Annotated in this window: 18 protein-coding genes; 7 read left to right on the top strand and 11 right to left on the bottom strand. The window is 63.6% G+C overall.

Annotated features, from left to right (window positions below; translation table 11 throughout):
• Nucleotides 1-2: 2 nt before the first annotated feature.
• Complete coding sequence (locus RWH45_RS10365) at nucleotides 3-1,313, bottom strand: site-specific DNA-methyltransferase (RefSeq protein WP_315994823.1); 1,311 nt, start codon at nucleotides 1,311-1,313, stop codon at nucleotides 3-5.
• Nucleotides 1,314-1,418: 105 nt separating this feature from the next.
• Here RWH45_RS10365 and RWH45_RS10370 point away from each other — a divergent pair, with 105 nt between their 5' ends.
• From RWH45_RS10370 to RWH45_RS10390, 5 genes are all read left to right on the top strand, one after another.
• The gene (locus RWH45_RS10370) at nucleotides 1,419-2,318 is read left to right on the top strand and encodes a DNA adenine methylase (protein WP_315994824.1); all 900 of its coding nucleotides are present in this window, start codon (nucleotides 1,419-1,421) and stop codon (nucleotides 2,316-2,318) included.
• Nucleotides 2,319-2,321: 3 nt separating this feature from the next.
• Entirely contained in the window at nucleotides 2,322-3,551 is a 1,230-nt protein-coding gene (locus RWH45_RS10375; RefSeq protein ID WP_315994825.1) for an HNH endonuclease, read from the top strand.
• Nucleotides 3,552-3,633: 82 nt separating this feature from the next.
• Entirely contained in the window at nucleotides 3,634-5,367 is a 1,734-nt protein-coding gene (locus RWH45_RS10380; protein ID WP_367575549.1) for a diadenylate cyclase, read from the top strand.
• Between the two features lie 178 nt (nucleotides 5,368-5,545).
• On the top strand, nucleotides 5,546-6,055 hold the full coding sequence (locus RWH45_RS10385) for a hypothetical protein (protein ID WP_315994827.1): 510 nt from the start codon (nucleotides 5,546-5,548) through the stop codon (nucleotides 6,053-6,055).
• A 369-nt stretch (nucleotides 6,056-6,424) separates the two neighbouring features.
• Nucleotides 6,425-8,512 carry a KAP family NTPase gene (locus tag RWH45_RS10390; protein ID WP_315994828.1) on the top strand — a complete coding sequence of 696 codons (2,088 nt, stop codon included), beginning with the start codon at nucleotides 6,425-6,427 and terminating at the stop codon, nucleotides 8,510-8,512.
• Between the two features lie 329 nt (nucleotides 8,513-8,841).
• Here the strand turns inward: RWH45_RS10390 and RWH45_RS10395 are convergent, their stop codons facing one another.
• From RWH45_RS10395 to RWH45_RS10440, 10 genes are all read right to left on the bottom strand, one after another.
• On the bottom strand, nucleotides 8,842-9,624 hold the full coding sequence (locus RWH45_RS10395) for a TIR domain-containing protein (RefSeq protein WP_315994829.1): 783 nt from the start codon (nucleotides 9,622-9,624) through the stop codon (nucleotides 8,842-8,844).
• 30 nt (nucleotides 9,625-9,654) lie between these two features.
• Nucleotides 9,655-10,104 (bottom strand): helix-turn-helix domain-containing protein, encoded by a 450-nt coding sequence (locus RWH45_RS10400; RefSeq protein ID WP_315994830.1) that lies wholly within the window; start codon nucleotides 10,102-10,104, stop codon nucleotides 9,655-9,657.
• A gap of 142 nt (nucleotides 10,105-10,246) precedes the next feature.
• Nucleotides 10,247-11,440: a low temperature requirement protein A gene (locus RWH45_RS10405; protein ID WP_315994831.1), complete on the bottom strand. Its 1,194-nt coding sequence runs from the start codon at nucleotides 11,438-11,440 to the stop codon at nucleotides 10,247-10,249.
• Between the two features lie 93 nt (nucleotides 11,441-11,533).
• Nucleotides 11,534-12,070 carry a hypothetical protein gene (locus RWH45_RS10410; RefSeq protein WP_315994832.1) on the bottom strand — a complete coding sequence of 179 codons (537 nt, stop codon included), beginning with the start codon at nucleotides 12,068-12,070 and terminating at the stop codon, nucleotides 11,534-11,536.
• 157 nt (nucleotides 12,071-12,227) lie between these two features.
• Nucleotides 12,228-13,175, bottom strand: a complete 948-nt coding sequence (locus tag RWH45_RS10415; RefSeq protein WP_315994833.1) for a hypothetical protein — start codon at nucleotides 13,173-13,175, stop codon at nucleotides 12,228-12,230.
• A gap of 137 nt (nucleotides 13,176-13,312) precedes the next feature.
• Nucleotides 13,313-13,918 (bottom strand): ATP-binding cassette domain-containing protein, encoded by a 606-nt coding sequence (locus tag RWH45_RS10420; protein WP_315994834.1) that lies wholly within the window; start codon nucleotides 13,916-13,918, stop codon nucleotides 13,313-13,315.
• Nucleotides 13,909-15,021 carry a peptidoglycan-binding domain-containing protein gene (locus RWH45_RS10425; RefSeq protein WP_315994835.1) on the bottom strand — a complete coding sequence of 371 codons (1,113 nt, stop codon included), beginning with the start codon at nucleotides 15,019-15,021 and terminating at the stop codon, nucleotides 13,909-13,911. Before RWH45_RS10425 ends, RWH45_RS10420 begins: the two co-directional genes overlap by 10 nt.
• Nucleotides 14,969-15,595, bottom strand: a complete 627-nt coding sequence (locus tag RWH45_RS10430; protein WP_315994836.1) for a hypothetical protein — start codon at nucleotides 15,593-15,595, stop codon at nucleotides 14,969-14,971. The genes RWH45_RS10425 and RWH45_RS10430 overlap by 53 nt, the downstream gene beginning before the upstream one ends.
• 11 nt (nucleotides 15,596-15,606) lie before the next feature.
• The gene (locus tag RWH45_RS10435; RefSeq protein ID WP_315994837.1) at nucleotides 15,607-15,867 is read right to left on the bottom strand and encodes a hypothetical protein; all 261 of its coding nucleotides are present in this window, start codon (nucleotides 15,865-15,867) and stop codon (nucleotides 15,607-15,609) included.
• Nucleotides 15,868-16,207: 340 nt separating this feature from the next.
• Nucleotides 16,208-17,149, bottom strand: coding sequence for a LysR family transcriptional regulator (locus RWH45_RS10440; protein WP_315994838.1), 942 nt, complete (start codon nucleotides 17,147-17,149; stop codon nucleotides 16,208-16,210).
• 120 nt (nucleotides 17,150-17,269) lie between these two features.
• Here RWH45_RS10440 and RWH45_RS10445 point away from each other — a divergent pair, with 120 nt between their 5' ends.
• Nucleotides 17,270-18,253: a putative oxygenase MesX gene (locus tag RWH45_RS10445; protein ID WP_315994839.1), complete on the top strand. Its 984-nt coding sequence runs from the start codon at nucleotides 17,270-17,272 to the stop codon at nucleotides 18,251-18,253.
• Between the two features lie 20 nt (nucleotides 18,254-18,273).
• Nucleotides 18,274-19,302, top strand: a complete 1,029-nt coding sequence (locus RWH45_RS10450; RefSeq protein ID WP_315994840.1) for a methionine synthase — start codon at nucleotides 18,274-18,276, stop codon at nucleotides 19,300-19,302.
• Nucleotides 19,303-19,362 lie beyond the last annotated feature (60 nt).

Consider the following 19,362-nt stretch of genomic DNA (forward strand, 5'->3'; position numbering starts at 1 on the left):
CCTTACGCGCCTTGCGCGATTATGTTCCGTCTTCCAGCTTCTGCGAGCTTGGCAATTCGTGTTCTGGCGGCACCCAGTCCCGCTACTCCGAAGCGAGGTGAGACGTTGACGACCTCAAAGGCTCCCCCGCCGACCCATGCGAGCGTTGACGTCACACCGCCGGGATCCTCCCCCTGAACAACCGCGTTCAGGCGAGGAAGGGTGAAATCCGCAACAGTCTGGGCGTTTCGCTCTACTGTCACCCAGCGTCGCCGCATCTTGTGTGCGGTCGCAGCCGTCGTCCCGCTTCCGGCGAAGATGTCGACGACGAGCTCGCCTGGGTTCGTTGCGATGTGGATGATCTGCTCGAGGAGCGACTCCGGCTTCGGGGTGTCAAAGACCTCGATGTCTGGGAACAGAGCCAGCAGGTGCCGCTTGGCATCGTCATTTGTACCAGTGTCGCTGGATCCCCATACGGTGAATGGGACCAGGCCTCGGAGTTGGTGTGCAAACAACTTGAGACGAGGTGACCCATCCCCACCCTTCGGAAACCAGATGCGATCCTCAGCGAGAAGATCCTTGAAGGTCGGTTCGGTCGCATACCAAGAACGTCCGCGCGGCGGCCTCAGCACCGCGCCAGTCGGTGTGACGATGTCGTACTGCTGCGCGCGGCGGTACCCCGGAGCCGTAAACGGAGCGTCTGCCCATGGGCCGCGGGGATCGTCGTCGCGGTTGCGAAGCAGCGCATCATCCTTGACGAGCAGGTTCCGTGACGTCTTCCACTTCTTCGGGCCGCTCGGTGCATAGACCAGGATCGTGTCGTGGTTGGAGGAGAAGGCCGCACGGGAATCTCGGGTTGTCTTCTTCTGCCAAATGACGGACGCGACGAACGCCTGCTCCCCGAAGACCTCGTCCATGACGGCCCGAGCGCGGTGGACCTCGGCATCGTCGAGGTGCACCCAGACGGATGCGTCTGCCGCAAGGTGGTCACGCAGGGCGAGCAGTCGGTCGCGCATCATTGATAGCCACTTCGCCCGTTGCATCGAGTCGTTGTACTGACGGAAGTTGACCTGCGTGTTGAACGGCGGATCGATGTACACGAGTCGGATGCCGCCCTGAAATACAGGGGTGGATGCGAGTGCTTCGAGGACGTCGAGGCCGTCGCCGATCGCGAGCACGTTCGAGGCTGCGGTGAGCGGTCCGACGCTGATCGGATCTACCCGCGCTGGCTTCGCAAGCCGAGTATCCGCCGGAGACAGCCACTCGTAGCTCGTCGCGCCGGACGCACGCAGCGTGAGGTGCTTGTTCGGCCATACGAGCTGGACGTCGGACATTGCTTCGGTTACCTCGCTTGGCTAGGACGGCGAGCCCGCCCATGTCGGTGGTTGCCTGTTCAATACGATGACACGTACCAACGACACCAAGAGCGAGGCGCGACCATGACCACGATACTCGGCACGGTTGATGCACCAGCTGGGGGCTCAGGGCCAGGCGGGGCACCCGTTCGACCCTTTGTTCGCTGGGCAGGAGGAAAGTCGCGCCTCCTCCCGCAGATCCTGCCCCACATCCCGGAACGCATCGAGAACTACTTCGAGCCGTTCCTCGGGGGCGGTGCCGTCTTCCTCGCCGCCCACGAACGAATCAACGGTGTCGCCACGCTCGCCGACCTCAACGAGCATCTAGTCGCAGCGTGGGTCGCTATGCGGGACCACCAGGACTCACTTGTGCCGCTGCTCAATCAGTACAAGGAGCGCGACTCTAAGGAGTTCTACTACGAGGTGCGTGCGGCAGCGCCGACCGATCTCGTGGAACGCGCGGCACGCTTCTTGTACCTCAATGGCACATCTTGGAATCACTTGTGGCGCGAAAACTCTCGCACTGGCGCTATGAACACACCTTGGGGCGACCGGCCATTCAAGGGGTTTAACGACGAAACGCTCGCTCAGATCAAGCAGGTTCTACGGAAGGCGACCATCCAGGCGGCGGATTTCCGCACGGTCCTTGCTGAAGCCCGCGCGGGTGACTTTGTCTACCTTGACCCGCCCTACCTGCCGATCTACAGCAAGCCGGGGGTCGAGAAAGAACCAACCTCGAAATTCAATAAGTACACCGCCAAGGTGTTTGAGCTTGCCGACCTGACGGAGCTGGCTGAGCTCTGCAATGAGCTGTCAGATCGCGGCGTGAAGTGGGTGATGTCGAACCGAGACACCGAGGGTGTCCGCGAACTCTTTTCCGGCGCGCGGGTGGTGGGCTTCACCACACGCCGTTCGCTAGCAGCCCAGAGTCGGCGCGAGGTCGAGTCGCGCGAATCTCCCGAGGCGATTGTCATTGGTGAATAGGCCATGGTTCTGAAGGAAGTCGATGCCGTTTGGGTGTGGCAATTTGGCCTAAGCGCTCAAAAAGCCACGTACGGACGATTCACCGACAATCCACGAGATCGCAGCTTCACTAAGGACTACCTGCAGACGTCGGGACCGAACGCTTCGCTGTTATCAGCCAAATTTCCACCCTCCGCGGGAACGGGTCGGTCGACCTTTAACTATCAGTGGCCGGGCGGATCAACACCCGGGTTCACGGTGTGGTCGAATGACCGCCTGCACCTGTCCTGGACGACCGGGCTCCGCGGGCCAGCTCCATGGCGGCTAACGCCAGACCCGACGGAGGCTGGCCCCGGCACGTTCCCTGGCGATCCAAACGCGACGAAGCAAGCCGACGCCTACACGGCGTTAAGAGCATTCACGGCACGCAGGATCAGTGGCGTTCTCGTGGGCGTGAAGCTGGTCGGCGAGGACGACGTTCTTCACGCTCGTGCATACATCATAAATCCTCCGCCTTCCCTCGCTTTCGCCGCGACCTCACTAATGCCCCCTACCGTCGAGGCGTTAACCACCGGCTTTACCAAGCGGAAGGCGTGCCAGTCGGCCGACTTTACGACTGCTGGAGCGTCCCCCGTCTATTTCGACGCCGACCGGAATCACGACGCCTGGAGCACGTCACCACCAGCCCCACCGACGGCACGGATCGCCCCTCTGACGACGATGAATGGGACGAACGCCTCTTACGCGAGCCTCGGCCCGGACCTCGGCACCGACGACAGCTTTGCTGAAGCCGCACCCTTCAGCCAGACCGTTGTTGATCAGATCCTCAAGAAGATCGATTCCGGTGATTTCTCGGTCCGCGACAACTACTCCACCATTCGGACGAGAGGCAGTGCCCAGCGCGCCTTCGCCAAGGTTGTTAAGGACAACTACGGCTGGAAGTGCGCGATCACGGGGATCGCCACAAGGGAATTTCTCGTCGCTTCCCACATCGTTCCCTGGGCCGATGACGCCTCGATCCGCACCGATCCCGCCAACGGAATCTGCCTCTCCACTCTTGTTGACAAGGCATTTGATGCTGGTTACCTGACGATCGGCACCGACCTAATCGTTCACGTGAATGGTGCGAAGCTGATGAACGATCCAGCGCTGCTTGCGCAACTGGCCCCCCACGACGGAGTAACGCTAGCGACGCCATTAGTGGCTCCGCCGGACGCCGGGTACCTTCAGCGCCGACTGGACAAGACCCCGTGAGTTCGGTCCGTGGCGTTCACCGAAGCACGACCGCTTCAACATTGAGAGGCGTCCACTAATGCGCGCATACATCGATCAATTCATGTGGGGATTTCAATCCCATTTCAGACACAGCCTTCAATCTGTGGCTGAGCACGCATTCCAATCCATAGGGGTATATGCTGCACCCGAAGCGCTCTTGATTGGATTCCAAGAGGAGGGCGAGTCCGATTGGCCGATCTGCATCGAACCAGAGAACCGGGAATACCACCCCGAAATATTGAAGAACGTGCTAGCGATTGCCGATCAGCTGTTTGCAAATCATCCGGACGCGGGGCTGATCTATAGCGACACAGCGTCGTTCGAGCGGATGATAAAAAATCGCGAAGAGGAGTGCCGACGCGACGCTATCGCCCAGGCGCTCTCCAGCTCATCTGCAGGAGCAGGTCGCCTGTTCTACGTGGGCTATCCCCGCCGAGTCCGTCAGTATCGCGTCTACCCTGTTATTTCAGTCGTAAGCTCCGCGTGGGAACGACTTCCGCATTTAGCTCACGAACATCGGGACGGTCGGCTTACTACGATCGAGTCCCTCCAGTATGCCGTCGCGGAGGAGGTTGTACGGACCGCCAGCGCGGAACTGAACCGTCTCACACCGCCGGAAGATTGGTCGGACTGGCCACACGTCATCGCCAGTGACGTGATTCGTCGCGCTTCGCAACGTTTCCTCAGTGTATTGGTGGCTGTTCACGGCTCGTGGGAGGGCACGGAATTCATGACCGCCATGGACGCAGTCGCGGCCCAGCCCTATGAGGGCCGCACCGCGCTCGGTTCGATTATTCTGACGAAACGGACGCATGAAGCGCTCTCATTCGACCTGATGTTTGATCCACCTCTGAGCGTGCGTCGATCGCGCGTATTCAGGAAGGCGCTGGAGATGTCCAGCGTGGACATGGCGCTGATCACCGATGGCATGGATATCTTTGGACTGGGTCGACTCCTTGAGAGCTATGACCCGGACGCCGAAAATGCGTACGACGTCACAGTCACTTCGCGAGGCACGTGGGAGATATCCCATAACAATGCGGGCCTGATGCGAGTCGACAACGGACGAGTGCTACTGCCAAAAGAACGTATATCTCGAGAAGTGTTCATCGACACAGCACGGCGCGTACTGGGAGAAGACGTAGACCCTGCGGAGCTGTGGTCCCAGGTAAGGGGGGCCGCCGACCAGCAGCACGGGACGATGCTGGTAGTCCATCGCAACGCCGACACTGAAGCCGACCGCCTTAGAGCCCAAGCGACCTTGATCGAGCCCCGCAAGCTCAGTGGTAACGCCCTCGCGGCTGTCACGTCCATAGACGGCGCCATTCTGCTAAGGCCCGACGGCACGTGCGTCGCCGTGGGCGTCATCTTGGATGGAGTCGCGGGCCCCGACATCGGCGACGCGGCCCGCGGGGCGCGATACAACTCGGGTGTTCGCTATCAAGCTGCAGCCAACGAGAAAGGGTGCCTGGTCGTCATAGTCAGTGAGGACGGGATGATCAACCTCGTCCCTGAGCTGCCCCGTCAGGTGAAGCGCTCCACGGTGGAACGTGCGGTGCAGATGCTTGAAGCAGCGGCCGAGGCGACGGATGTGGACTTCGAGGTCGCGTCGAATCGGGCCGATCATGTGGCCTCCTTGACGCCCTACCTCACGCCGGCGCAGGGCGCGCGTTATAACGCGGCCCAGCTCCGAATCGCCGCTGCCCGGCGACAGTCTGGAGGAATAATCGAGGTAGGTTGGCGCAAACTCGACGTGGGGGTCGATCCTGACGAATCGCTGTTCTTTGAGGAGTAGATTTCGTCACTCACAAATTTCGCTGCGTCCGCGTCGAAACATGGCGGTCTCGCACGAAGACGCGCGGAGCACCACTGCTTTGGAAACAGGTAGATCCGCGCGAGGCTTGCACCTCTACCACACGTCGACTCGCCGTCGGGATGAGCTAACGCAATACCCGAGCTTCTAATCTGGAGCGATGATCGATCCTGGCTGGGCAGCTGTCATCGCCTCCTTCGTATCGCTCACCCTGGGCGTTGTCGGCATCTGGCTCGCACGGTTGGACTCCAACCGTGGACTGCGACGCGATGACGCCAAGCGGCGCGCGGAAGCTTACATAGAAGTACTGCGAATCGTCGAAACGAGAGGCCTCGTTGTACAAGACCAGATCTGGAACTACACCGACACCCAGGACCCGAGATGGGACATTCATGTGCCCCGTCGCAAGATCATCGTTCCTTCGCGTAACGACAGGGCTGAGGCGCGGGCGCTGCTGGCCGCCTACGGAACGCGCGAAGTGCGGGACTTGTTCGAGGCTTGGCTGAAGGTTGTTGATGCGTGGGATGCAAAAGTAGTCGAGTGGGATTTCGCAGCTCAATATGCCGAACGTCCGGAGCTGGCTCCGGTCGACGGCGAGCCGGAACGCAGTAACGAACTCCGGGCGCGGAGGGCGCTGGGCGATGTCATCAGCCGAGAGGTGGCCGCATGAAATACGCGCATCCAGGTCGCGTGCAGCTTCGCCGAGCCGGCCGATGTCAGAGCCGTGCCGTCTGGTTCCCAGTGGTCCGCACTCTTCCCACCGCTGCAGCCGTATCACGGCACAGTCGCGTGCCGACGAATTCAGGGCGGCGATCTACGCTGACGAGGAATAGTCGCGTAATGGTGGCGCGGCCCTTCCAGCGACGACTCTTCCCAGATACGAAGGCACCGAAACCGGGTCGCTTTCCGCCGCCGTCACGCAGCACTATCGAGCGAGTGCATCTAATCTGGGTGGATAACCCAGACAATTAATGTCTTGGTCCGATCGCTCGATCGAGGCACCCGAGACTGCCAACGACGAACACGGGACGGTCAGATCTTGAAAAAGAACGCTTGGACGGACGAGGCGCTCAGCTCGAAGGACGAGGACGCGCTGGGGCGATCACCATACGCAGAGCGAGCCGCAGCGCTGATCCACGCGACCCACTCGTTCGAGTCGAGCGCCGTTTTCGGGCTCAGCGGACCGTGGGGCAGCGGGAAGACCTCGCTGGTCAACATGATTGTCGAGGAGTTACAGGGACAGCACCCTGAGTGGGCCGTAGCACGATTTACTCCCTGGGCGACTAGTGATATCTCCGGGCTTTTGGGCGAGTTCCACTCATCACTCGCGGAGGTGCTACCTAAGAAGAAGGGAAAGCAGGTGCGGCAAGCTCTTGCCGTGACAGCGTCAGTCGCTGCGCCCGCCGCGAACCTGATCCCATATGCTGGTGGCGCCGCTGCTGAAGGGGCTCGGCTCATCAGCGAGGCATTGGCGAAGTCACCGTCCTGGCAAGTCGCGTTCAGCAAGGCGTCTAAGGAACTTGCGGAACTCAAGAAACCCATACTCGTGGTCGTCGACGACATCGACCGACTCCACGGTGATGAGCTATTGGCATTGCTCAAAGTGGTACGACTGCTCGGCAGGTTCGCAGGAGTTCAATACCTGCTCGCGTACGACGATGAAACCCTTTATCGGAGCATGACTGCATCGAGTGCAGTTAATCCCCATGATGGTTCGGCCGAGCGGTTCATGGAGAAGATTGTTCAATACCCGATTTTTGTGCCCCCGCTGCTGCGCCACCAACAGGTCACGCGATTGAACACCGGGCTTGCTCAGATCTCACGAGAGACCGTCGACGATGGTTTGTCCGGTCAGCGTCTAGGAGCCCTGGTCAAGTGCTTTACGGATCTGTTGACGACTCCCCGAGCGATTGATCGCTATGTCGCTCAGTTGCAGCACCACATCCCACTCCTACCTCCGAACGAGATCGATGACGAGGATGTCCAGCTCCTGACTCTCATCCGCGTCAGCTTCCCCGCTCTCTTCAACGCGATCCCGCTATACAGAAGCGAACTCCTCTCCGGGCACACCGGGGAGATGAAGTTCGACGCCAAATCGATTACATATGAGCCATTCGACATCGAGTCGCTCCTTAAAGTTGTCCCGACGGACCGCCGCGGCACTGCCCGCAAACTGCTCGTCTCATTGTTCCCGAAGAACCAAACGAAGGACCAGCTCTCGGTTCACGCGAGCACTCGTCGCCAAAGCGTCCAACACGAGGAGTACTTTGACCGGTACTTTGCTATGGGCATCCTTGATCATGACGTCAGCGATGCGACGGTCGATGCCGCAGTCAAGGCGGCGACTAGCGGGGACAGCGAGCCATTGACGCGCCTACTCATCGGGACGGCGGATGAGCAGCGAAGCTTGGTTCTTGGGAAGTGTCAGAGCCCGTCGAATCAACCAGCCGGAGACCCCGACAGAGCACAGCTGGCCGAAGTTCTTGCTGAGATCGCGAACCTGCTTCCTTCAGACGACGCCGTGCCGTTCAGCGACCTTGATCAGATCCTCGCTTGGATCGCAGAACTGCTCGTCGCGCTGGGCAAGGACACGCCACCCGAGACCGTCCAAGCCGTGCTGTGGAAAATCGACAACCCAGCACGCCGCATCCGAGCCTGGCGGAGGGTAGAGAACAGCATCGACCACGCGTATCGGTCGGCGAAGCCAACGTGGTACGACACCGCGACGGCAACTTTGGTGGATGACTCGATCGCGGGTTTCCTAAATCACCTCAAACAGGGCGACGACGCGGCGGCTGGTTCGGGCGTCGGATACCAAGTCCATTTCGTCCTGAGACATCGCGCGGAGGATCTCCGGGCCGCTGTCCGCGAGCTCCTCGACGGCAAAGAAGTGCACATCTCGGTCCTGGCATCAAGACTCGTCTCCGCCCAAACCATCACAGGCATCCAGCCAGACTGGAAGCTGTCTGAAGATTTCGATCAGGAGACGTTCAATCAGATTGCGCCTCCGGGGCGCGATCCCTGGTACGACGAACCCATCCAGGACGTTGACGTTCGCGATCTGAGCTGGGCAAACCGCCGCAACTTCGCTGCTGGACGGGTCAGTCCGCCCCCTACGGCCTTGTGAGACGGCGCTGACCGGCGAAACGAAGGAGGCGCATTCGGCAGCGTTCCCACCACATCCCAGAGACTCGGGATGAGCGGGCAAGTGCAAGGACGAGCATCCGCGATTATGTAGCATGAAACTCGTCGCGATGAATGGTGGCGCGTGACGCAAGTTGTCGACGGCCAGGTGCCGTTCCTACCTACGCCAGGGGCAATGGTGGCGCTTGCACAACGCGCATCATGACAACGACCAAGGCGCAGTGACCCGTAAGGGACTCTCAGTAGAGACTGAGTTGGAGCGCTGTTCTCCCGCGGTGCCGGAAAGGGGCCGCGGGAGAACCCATTCGCACCTCACCGAGCCTGTGGCGCCTCGGCGATCGGACGTCTCACACTTTGGCTCACACGCAACCCGTTCGCCCGAAGTTTGGCAGCGAATTGTCGAAGCTCCTGACGCGTGGCGAGGGCGTCCCCGACGGTCAATGTGAAACGCTCGCCCTTGCCACTCTGGAGTCGAAGAACGGTGTCAGAGTTCGCCTTGACTTTCCATCCTTGAGCCAGAGCAGCGCTGCAGATTCGGTCGATCTCGATCGTCAGTGCATGTGGGTGATCACCTTGTCGAGGCGCTTGGCCGTCCGTCGGCTTATCGCGGCGACCAAGCTGCCGAACCCTCTCTATGATCCCGACCACGGCGGCGTTGACGGCCGCCTGAATGTTGCCGTCGGCACGCTCCGCATATGGCAACCAAGTAAGGCCTGCGAGATCAGACGGCAGCTGAAGATCTCGTGACTTGTCCGCGACAATATATGTGCGCTCGCGTCCCAGGACACCGATGAACAGCCCGAGCTCGAAGATCACGTTGTCTCGCGCCACAACGCGCATGGTGCCACGGGACTCCACGGTGTCGTCAGCGGAGGCGATGAGCACTGCGAAATCAGCCCGGCGAGCGGCTTCGACTAGAGACTCCATGGTGTAACCCGAGGCGTGGAAAACTCCTTGGTCCCATCGAGTGACAAGGCAGTCACCAGCCTGCTCTAGCTCAAGTTGCAAGTAGCGACCGATCCTCAACCCCTCGGATGACGAACCAATGAAGACAGTGGGCCGGCGCGTGTCCCCCGAACGTATAGCTGCACTCACGCCGTCATCGTAGTTCTAAAGTGTGCGCGTTCATCGACCAGGACGCGGACGCAGCCTGACACCCTCTGCCTTCAGCACTCGATGCACTGCACCGAAGCTGGAGCCGAGTTTGGCCGCAATTGGCTTTATCGCAAGACCATCTTCGTACAGCTGCACAGCGAGAACTCGTTGCGCCTTCGTCAAGGGCTGACGCCTCATCTGCACGCCACGTTCATGAAGGAGCTCCAACACACTTGGTTTAGAAATACCGAACTGCTCGCAGAGTGCCGGTGTGCCAACACCCGATCGGTACAGCTCGACCAACTCCGCAACCTGTTTGTCGGCGAGACGGCGGCGGATGAGCCATGAGCGACTCGTGTCGTCCTGGTCAGCGGTTGAATCTGCAGGCACGACCGCGGCGAGTTCAGCCAGCTTCTGCAGTTTCTCCAGAGGTGGCAGCAGCCCTCCCGATTTGTTAGAAGCTGGTCCTACCGTGCCCACCACGTCAGCGTTCCCCGCATACCGACCTCGGCGATGCCCAGGGGAGACGCACAGTCCGAGCACTCACACCGCCTTCTTTCCAGAGGCGGTTTTCCGCGTGCGCGAACTCTTCGTCAGTAGCGAGCGGCTCGCGAACGCGGAGTCATCCCCCCGCCCTCCTCCCGCGACGTATCCGCTCGACGGTCTCCCCCGCTGCCACGCCCACGAGAAGGACCGCGGCCGCGATCGACAGCCTGAGCGCGTCGAAGAACGGGAGGAAGAAGGCCACCCCCGCGAGCGCGACCAGACCGACGAGGCCGATCAGCTGAGCTCGCGACCACCGTCTTTCGAGAGTGCGCCGGAAGAGCGCGGTGCCGGCGAGGAAGAGCATGGGTGCGCCGACGATGACGATCGTCGCGGAAACACTTCGCTGGTCGGGATGCGAGAGCATCTCTTTGTCGCCCACGCTCATCAGGACGATTCCCGCGATGATCGGGAGATGCACCCAGGTGTACGCGGTGCGGGCGAGTCGGGCCGGTTCGTCCGACGCCTCGATCGCCTCCGCACCGATGCGCTCGCCGTGGTCGAAGTAGATCCACCATGCGGCCGCGGCGGTGACGAAGGCCGTCACCAGCGACGCGACCGACGACGCCGACGACTCCTTCTCGACGAAGGCGAGGCCGGTGATGAGCAACCCCTCGCCGACGGCGATGAGGACGAAGAGCGAGGTCCGTTCGGCGATGTGAGGGCCGGACAGATCCCACGATCGAAGAAGCACTTTCCCTCGACCCGGTATCGGGTACCCGAGGGTCGTACCGAGCAGTTCGAGAGCGAGAGCCGCGGTCCACAACGGCAGCTGCCACGCATGCGGCAGCACGGCGCCGACGATCCAGAGGGCGCCGCCCGCGGCGGTCCACCCGAGGATCAGAGCGAAATCGTGCGCCACCCGCCGGTCGTGGCGCGCCGTCGCCCACACGATAAACGCCGTTCGACCGACCTGGAGGACGACGTAGGAGAGCGCGAACGCCCACGCCCGATCACCGAATGCTTCAGCGATCGACACGCTCATCACGAGCGCGACGAAACCCAGTGCGACCACCGCGCCCCGAACGGGGAGCTTCACCGGGTCGAGCCAGTTGGTCACCCACGTGGTCGACACCCACGCCCACCACAGGGCGCACACCATGATGATGCCCTCGAGAGCGCCGAGCGGAGTCTGGTTCTCGTACAGGTAGGCCGACAGCTGCGTCAGCGCCAGGACGAACATCAGGTCGAAGAACAGCTCGACGTAGGTCACCCGATCCGCGCGCGAGGAGTCCGAGGGACGGAGGACGTCGCGGGCCATACCGAATGCCATGCCCCATCCTGACACCGGTGCGGGGGGCTCAGGCGGATCTCCGAGGCCGGTCGTGACGGGCCCGCCTCCCACGGTGGGGCCTCACCGGCCGCCTCACCCGCCCGGGCAGTCGCAGGTCCCGCCACTGGCGCACTGGCACGGCAGCGACGGGTAGTCCTCCGCGGTCACCGTGCGGCGCACGTCGAGTCCGTCGATCGACTCCGGCTCCCCGTAGCGCGAGTAGTCGATGACATCGGCGACATCGGCGAGACCGTGGCCGGCGCCGTCGGTGCAGTCGGAGGCGAGGGTGTGGATCTTCCGCTCACCGGCAGGGAAACGCAGCTCGAAGCAGACGGCCGCGCTGCGCTGGTCGTAGAAGAGTCCACCGCCCGTCTCGACCCCCGCCGAGGTCGCGAGCATCAGAGACGTTCCGTCATCGGATGTCGCGAGGCCGAAGAGCTTGTACAACCCCCCGGCCGGGACGACGGCGGGGTCGGCGTACGCGGGTCGCACATCGGAGACGAATCCGATCCGGGCGATCGTCGCCTCCGGGTCGGAGACGATGTCGGCGCGATACGGCCAGAAGGTGTCCTGCGCCCCGTCCACCGAGCGCGCGAGCGCGTCCTCCAGCTCCGCCTCCGGCGAGGGCATCACCCCGCACCCCGCCGCCAGCAACGCAGACAGGCCGATGGCCACCGAACAGATACCGCGTCGTGCTCCCCCGTGCATGCGGGTCAGTGTGCCGCATCCCGCATCACCGCAGCGGCATGCGGGTGCCCCGCACCGTGACCAGAGGCACCGGCCCTGCCTAACGCTCACGAAAATACGAGAGCGCGCGTCCTGCATCGACCGATGCGACCCCCAACAATGCGCCGCAGAGCGCGCCGGCCATTCCCACGGCTGCGGAGAAAACGGAGAACTCCATCGCCGGAGGAAAGGCGCCCCTCGCCTGCACCGCGGATAGCGCAGACGTGGCCACGAGCGAGACCGCCGACGAGACCGTCAGCCAGACGCTCGACTCGAGAAGGAGCATGACGCATTGATGAAAGGGGCGGATGCCGATCAGTCGAGCGGCAGCCAGTTCCAAACGCCTGGACCGCACGGCGAAGAAGCCGAGCGATGCCCCCAGAACCACGAGCGATCCCGGTACAAGCACGCTGGCACGTCCGCGATACTTCGCTTCGCCATTGAAGCTCATTCCCATCGACGCGTTGAGCTGACCTACCGTCGGGGGGCCCTGACCCGCGTCGTCTCCTCCCACCACCGTCGAACTGGCTATGGACTGGATGCGGGGCGACTCCGGCCACACGTCCACCCAACATTGATCGAAGACCCCCGAGACGAGAGCCGTCTCGATGGCGGCATAGCCGAGAATCGCCCTTCGACCGTCGTCCGGGTAGGCGAAGGTGCCTGCCAGATGAGCTTCGCCCGTGACGAGCTCCAACCTGGACCTGTCTGCACCGAGGGCTCTCGCCGCCTCTGCGGACAGGAAGACACCATATGCGTCACCCGTATCGGGCCGCAGCATGGGGAGGAGGCCGGGGGTGACATCGAAGGTGGCAAGCTCCACCCCCGGAGTGATGGTCGGCGTGATCTGTCGCGCGGCGGACCGCAGCGCGCCGGCATGACGGACATTGGGTAGATTCGCGAGATTCGCGCACCGCAAGCCGTCGACGCGACCGGCGGCTTCGACCACGATGATGTTGGCGCCCGCGTCACGGTATGTCGCCGACGCAGCGAGGAGATCGGCGGTCACTGCCGCGTTCCATGCCAAGACGACCGAGAGCAACACGCACCAAACGGCGCCGAGAAGGACCGCTCGGGTCGTTCCCGACACCAGGTTTCGCCCCGCTTCGGAACACAGCACTGTCGGCCGGATCGTCGACCCGTCTCTCACGATTGATACCCGGCCAAGTCCAGGACGTCGGTGCAGGAGTCTCGCGTGCCCGCATCGTGCGTGGCGATGACCACGATGCATCCTCGTTCCGCCAGGCGTCCCAAGGACTCGTTCACAACGGCGGCCGTTCGCACGTCGAGTTGCGCGGTGGGCTCGTCGACCAGCAGAACGCCGGGCGCTGCGGCGATGGCACGCGCCAGCATCAGACGCTGCGCTTCCCCTCCCGAGAGATGGCGAAACCGTTCCTCCGCCACGGAGCCCAATGCGAATTGGTCGAGGAGATCCCGCGCCTTGCCCTCGGCCTCGGCGCGACTGTCGCCACGAGCAAGAAATGCCAACGCGACGTGATCGAGGGCGCGTCTTCCCGGGACCCCGTGGGGATTCTGAAACACCCAGTTCGACGTGGTCGACCTCGCACGGACGACACGCCCTCGGGTCGGTTCGAGATTGCCGGACAGGATGTTCAGAAGAGTGCTCTTCCCGGCACCCGACGGGCCCACGACGGCATAGGTTCGGCCCGGGATCAACTCCACACTGATCGCCGAGAAAAGAGCACGTCCCGTCTCGTATTCATGGCCGACGTCGTCGAGGATCAGGGACATGTCTGCTGATCGTCAGGAGCGATGAGGACCTCCGAGGGGCTCCCCGACGCGAAACTCATCAACGTGTAACCCAGCTCGCTCGTCAGGATCTCTCCCTCGTACGTCTGCACGCCGTCCGAGACGCACCCCTTACCTGTGCGCGTGCCGAAAATGGCGGACGGAGGGATCCGAGAAACCTGGATTGGGGTCGTCAGCTGAACGTCACCTTTGAGTACGACCGTCTTCGGATCCGCCACGTACGCCTCGAAAGAGGGCGTCTCCGAAATCTCCGGCCACGACTGTCGATCGACGTTTCCCTGCTCATCGACTGCCGCCGAGACGCCGTCGATGACGACGGTCCGCGGCAGGTCAGGCATGGCGACCGGCAGAGTGCCGATTCTCAACGCGGAGATACGAGGCGGGAGTTCCGCTAGGACGTCACCCGGATGGACCACGCTTCCCACGGGGACGGGGCAGCTCGCGCCGGTCACCGACTCTTCGGGGAGCCAGACGATGTCGGACGGTGCGATCTCGGTGACAAGGGGAGCATCTGATGCGATCGCGCGCCGCAGACCGTTGAAGAAGGCGATGGTCTGCGGCCCCACGACCCCATCGATCGCTCCGCGAAACCCGAGGCTCGCGAACGAGCGCTGGAGCTCGCGGACGTCTCCCCCCTTCGCATCGGCGCCGAGCGGCCGCCATAGCGGATGCGGGGTGGACAGATCGATGAGCGGCGTGCCGTCGACGGCGAAGACCGAGTCGCCGCTGACGATGGCCGCCTCGGGCGCACAAGAACTCGAGGTCACGATTCCGCTCGTCTGGACGAGCACCCTCCAGCTGGTGTGGAGCGAGACCTCCATCACCACGGTGTGCCGGTCGGAGAAGTCGTTCACCTGAACGTCGGAGCGTTCCACCGCGAACGGGGGCGCGAGGTCGGTGGGCACGGAAAGCCTGCCCTGCACGTATCCGACCGCCGCCCCACAGCCGACCAGAAGGGTCAGCGCGCCAACGAGGATGACGGCCCGCTGGCGCCTCTCCGCTGATCGGCTCTTCATGACTCGATCGCACCTGCTAGGGCGCACCCACGACGCCCAACGGATCTTGGACGCATCGTCGGACGTCATCTGCCGACCAATTCACTCCCGTTTGGTCCGCCAGATCTTTGTCGTATTGCGCCACGGTGTAGGCCACGGCGACGATGTGGTGCCGTTTGAAGCACTCGACCACGATGAGGGTTTCATCTTTGCGCTCGGGATTCCGTCGGATCTGCTCGTAGAGCATCGCGACCGATCCGACGGTCTTCTTCTCACACCCGGGCACCGCGTCGGTCGTCACCTGAGCCTCCGTGAGCTTCCCGTCAGCCCGGACGGAGAACCCGCCATCGGGATCGAGCACGACAGAGACACCGAGGTCCTCCAGGCAGCGGGTGAAATCGTTGCGAAGACCGGCGTACTCGGTGTCGGTGACGATGCCGTCGGCGAGGATGTCCCTCTGTGCGGATGTCGTGTCGGGATTCTCGAAGATGCGTGTGAACCAGTCCGACCACGGTCCGTGGAATGCGGGAGAGGTCGCGACGCGGGGCGGCTCGCCCCGACCACTCGACGCACCTGCGTTCGTATCCGGATCGGCGCACGCCGAGAGGACACTGACGCACACCAATCCAAGAAGTACCGCCCGAAGACGCGACCGCTCCCGCACAGCAGGGTTTCTCACACCGTGTGGAAGGCGTAGGTGTACCACACCACGTTCGCGTAGCTCGCGCTCTGCCACGACGTCTGGCCCGTGGGCGCCCAGCGCGCGTAATGGATTGTGCTGCCCTCCTTCACCTGGCTCTGAACGACCTTGTTCGCACAGAATGACGTGCTGTTGACAGCTCGGGACTCGGAGTAATACCCGCACGAGCCGTTGTCCGCGAAAGCGGCGGGAGCGGCGACGAGAGTCGCTCCACTCACTGCGATTGCGATGGTCATCGCGGCCGCGATTCTCGTCGTTGGCTTGATCATGATCGTTCCTCTCCTCCGTTGATGGCGGACGACGTCGAGTCGTCCACGCGCTCAGAGAAGCACCGGAGGACCATGCGGTGCACGGAATGCGTGCTGCGTCATGCGAAGGTGAAGCCAGCGAGCCTGTCCGCGCTCCCGCGCTGGGCACGAGCTGCACATGCGCCTGAATGAGGAGGCGCGCCGCGACAGATCACCCATCTCATCGATCCCGCGGGAGCGGAGATTCGCCCGCCTCGACCACTTCCCGCACAACCGACGTCCCGGCGCGGAGGTCCTCCCGCATGCGGCGCCAGCCGAAGCCCGCCTCTCAGTCGAGCAGCTCCACCCCGAACTCCGCGACGACCGCGCGCACCTCGCCGAGGTAACGCTGGGCCTGCTCGGTGAGGGGGATGGCGGTGCGGTCGATCCAGCCGATCTCGATCTGCTCGTCGATGTCGAGGGGCACGGCGACGATCTCGGGATCGAGGTCGTCGCTGATGATGCCGGTCGAGATCGTGTAGCCGTCGAGGCCGATCATGAGGTTGAAGATGGTCGCGCGGTCGGACACGCGGATCTCCTGCCGGCTCGACAGCGTCGAAAGGATCTCCTCGGCGAAGTAGAAGGAGTTGTTCGCGCCCTGGTCGAAGGTCAGGCGCGGGAGGTCGACCAGGTCGTCGAGCGTCGCGCGCGGACGGGATGCCAGGGGGTTGCGGCGCGAGACGAAGATGTGCGGCGCCGCGACGAACAGCGGATGGAAGGCCAGGCCCGAGTCGCGCAGCAGCTTGTCGAGCACGTTGCGGTTGAAGTCGTTGCGGAACAGGATGCCGAGCTCGCTGCGGAGGGTGCGGACATCTTCGATGATGTCGAACGTGCGCGTCTCGCGGAGGGAGAACTCGTACTCGGCGGCATCCGTCGCCTTCACCATGCGCACGAACGCGTCGACGACGAACGAGTAGTGCTGCGCCGAGACGCCCAGCAGGCGCCGGGAGGGAGGGCGGCCGAGGTAGCGCTGCTCGAGGAGCTCTGCCTGCTCCACCACCTGCCGGGCGTAGCCGAGGAACTCCACGCCGTCGTTGGTCAGTGTGATGCCCCGGGCCGAACGCGTGAGCAGGTCGCGGCCGACCCGCGTCTCAAGATCTTTCATCGCGGCCGACATGGTGGGCTGTGCCACGTAGAGCAGATCGGCGGCGGCGGAGATGGACCCCTCGGCCGCGACCTCGATGAAGTACTGCAGCTGCTGCAGGGTGATCCCGCTCGCGCGCTTTGCCATAGGTACAAGCTATATCAGTGCATAGTCGACGGGAATTACCCGATGACCCGGGGGGCGGCGCACGATGGAGGACACCACCGTCCGCGGGCTCATCCGGCCCCCGCACCCGATTGGCCCGTCATGGCGAACGACATCGCGTTCAGCATCACCACCACCCGTTTCGACGAGGACTACGCTCCGGCCGAGTCCTCGCGCGTCACGACGAACTTCGCCAACCTCGCGCGGGGCGAGGGTCGTCAGCAGAACCTCCGCAACGCCCTGTCGATGATGAACCACCGTCTGAACGAGCTCGTGCCCGGCGAGGCGGACCAGTACCGCGTCGAGCTCGACATCGTCTCGGTGCACCTGCGCTTCGCAGACGGGGCCGATGACGAGGAGTTCCCCGTCATCGAGGTGCTCGACGTGAGCATCGTCGACACGCGTACCGGCGAGCGCCACCGCGGCATCGTCGGCAACAACTTCTCGTCGTACCTCCGCGACTACGACTTCAGCGTCGTCCTGCCCGCGGCGAATGCCGGCGGCGCCGGGTTCACGGTGCCGGAGGACTTCGGCATCCTGCACGGGAAGATCTTCCAGCACTTCCTCGACTCCGACGCCTACCGCGAGCGCTTCGCACAGGCTCCGGTGATCTGCATCAGCGTCTCGACGAGCCGCACCTACCGGCGCACGGGGGTCGTGCACCCCGTGCTCGGCGTCGAGTACGAGCAGGACTCCTTCTCGCTGACCGACGACTACTTCGGCCGTATGGGCCTGCAGGTGCGGTACTTCATGCCGCGCGGCAGCGTGGCACCGCTGGCGTTCTACTTCCGCGACGACCTCACGGCGGAGTACTCCGACCTGCAACTCGCGGGCACGATCGCCACGATGGAGACGTTCCAGAAGATCTACCGCCCGGAGATCTACAACGCCGTCAGCCCCGCGGGCGAGGTGTACCGCCCGACTCTCGACGAGCCCGACTTCGTGCGCACCGGCATCGACTACGACCGCGAGGAGCGCAGCCAGCTCGCCGTGACGCAGGGCCGCTACGCCGAGGAGCACTTCGTGAAGCCCCACCGTCACATCCTCGACGCGTGGGCCGCCGACTACGCCGCACCCGTCCGATGACCACCGAAGGATCCGCCGCCGTGACCACGCTCCTGCCCACCTCGACCGTCGGCAGCCTCCCGAAACCCGCTTGGCTCGCCAAGCCCGAGGTGCTCTGGTCGCCGTGGGAACTCGAGGGCGACGTCCTCGTCGAGGGCAAGCACGACGCCCTCCGCTCGGCGGTGCAGGAGCAGGAGCGCCGCGGCCTCGACATCATCAGCGACGGAGAGCAGACGCGCCAGCACTTCGTGACCACGTTCATCGAGAACCTCGACGGCGTGGACTTCGAGAACCGCGAGACGGTGCGCATCCGCAACCGCTACGACGCCAGCGTTCCGACCGTCGTCGGCGCCGTGAGCCGTCGCGGTCCGGTCTTCGTGGAGGATGCCGCGTTCCTGCGCGCGCAGACCGACCGGCCGATCAAGTGGGCTCTGCCCGGTCCCATGACGATGATCGACACCCTCTCCGACCGTTACTACGGCAGCCGCGAGAAGCTCGCGTGGGAATTCGCGACCATCCTGAACGACGAGGCGCGCGAGCTCGAGGCCGCCGGCGTCGACATCATCCAGTTCGACGAACCGGCCTTCAACGTCTTCTTCGACGAGATGAAGGACTGGGGTGTCGCCGCCCTCGAGCGCGCCGCCGAGGGACTGCGCGCCGAGACGGCCGTGCACATCTGCTACGGCTATGGCATCAAGGCGAACACCGACTGGAAGGCCACGCTCGGTTCCGAGTGGCGCCAGTACGAGGAGTCGTTCCCCCTGCTGCAGCGCTCGAGCATCGACATCGTCTCGCTCGAGAGCCACCACTCGAACGTGCCGATCGACCTCGTCGAGCTGGTCCGCGGCAAGAAGGTCATGCTCGGCGCCCTCGACGTCGCCAGCGAGCGCATCGAGACGCCCGAAGAGGTCGCCGACACCCTCCGCCGCGCCCTGGAGTTCGTGGATGCCGACAAGCTCATCCCCAGCTCCAACTGCGGCATGGCGCCGCTGCCGCGCCGCGTCGCCTTCGACAAGGTCAGCGCGCTGACCGCGGGAGCCGCACTGCTGCGCGAGGAGCTCGCGGGCTGATTCCGCGACGGGTCGGGAAGCCACGGCATCCCGGCCCGTCTTCGATCGCCCCCACGCGGA

It is taken from the genome of Microbacterium galbum, assembly GCF_032464915.1.
Classification (GTDB): Bacteria; Actinomycetota; Actinomycetes; order Actinomycetales; family Microbacteriaceae; genus Microbacterium; species Microbacterium galbum.

Bases quoted from the DNA above. Each gene is read 5' to 3' on its own strand.
- RWH45_RS10365 (WP_315994823.1), bottom strand. From the start codon at position 1,313: ATGTCCGACGTCCAGCTCGTATGGCCGAACAAGCACCTCACGCTGCGT.
- RWH45_RS10370 (WP_315994824.1), top strand. From the start codon at position 1,419: ATGACCACGATACTCGGCACGGTTGATGCACCAGCTGGGGGCTCAGGG.
- RWH45_RS10375 (WP_315994825.1), top strand. From the start codon at position 2,322: ATGGTTCTGAAGGAAGTCGATGCCGTTTGGGTGTGGCAATTTGGCCTA.
- RWH45_RS10380 (WP_367575549.1), top strand. From the start codon at position 3,634: ATGTGGGGATTTCAATCCCATTTCAGACACAGCCTTCAATCTGTGGCT.
- RWH45_RS10385 (WP_315994827.1), top strand. From the start codon at position 5,546: ATGATCGATCCTGGCTGGGCAGCTGTCATCGCCTCCTTCGTATCGCTC.
- RWH45_RS10405 (WP_315994831.1), bottom strand. From the start codon at position 11,440: ATGGCATTCGGTATGGCCCGCGACGTCCTCCGTCCCTCGGACTCCTCG.
- RWH45_RS10410 (WP_315994832.1), bottom strand. From the start codon at position 12,070: ATGCCCTCGCCGGAGGCGGAGCTGGAGGACGCGCTCGCGCGCTCGGTG.
- RWH45_RS10420 (WP_315994834.1), bottom strand. From the start codon at position 13,918: ATGTCCCTGATCCTCGACGACGTCGGCCATGAATACGAGACGGGACGT.
- RWH45_RS10425 (WP_315994835.1), bottom strand. From the start codon at position 15,021: ATGACGTCCGACGATGCGTCCAAGATCCGTTGGGCGTCGTGGGTGCGC.
- RWH45_RS10435 (WP_315994837.1), bottom strand. From the start codon at position 15,867: ATGACCATCGCAATCGCAGTGAGTGGAGCGACTCTCGTCGCCGCTCCC.
- RWH45_RS10440 (WP_315994838.1), bottom strand. From the start codon at position 17,149: ATGGCAAAGCGCGCGAGCGGGATCACCCTGCAGCAGCTGCAGTACTTC.
- RWH45_RS10445 (WP_315994839.1), top strand. From the start codon at position 17,270: ATGGCGAACGACATCGCGTTCAGCATCACCACCACCCGTTTCGACGAG.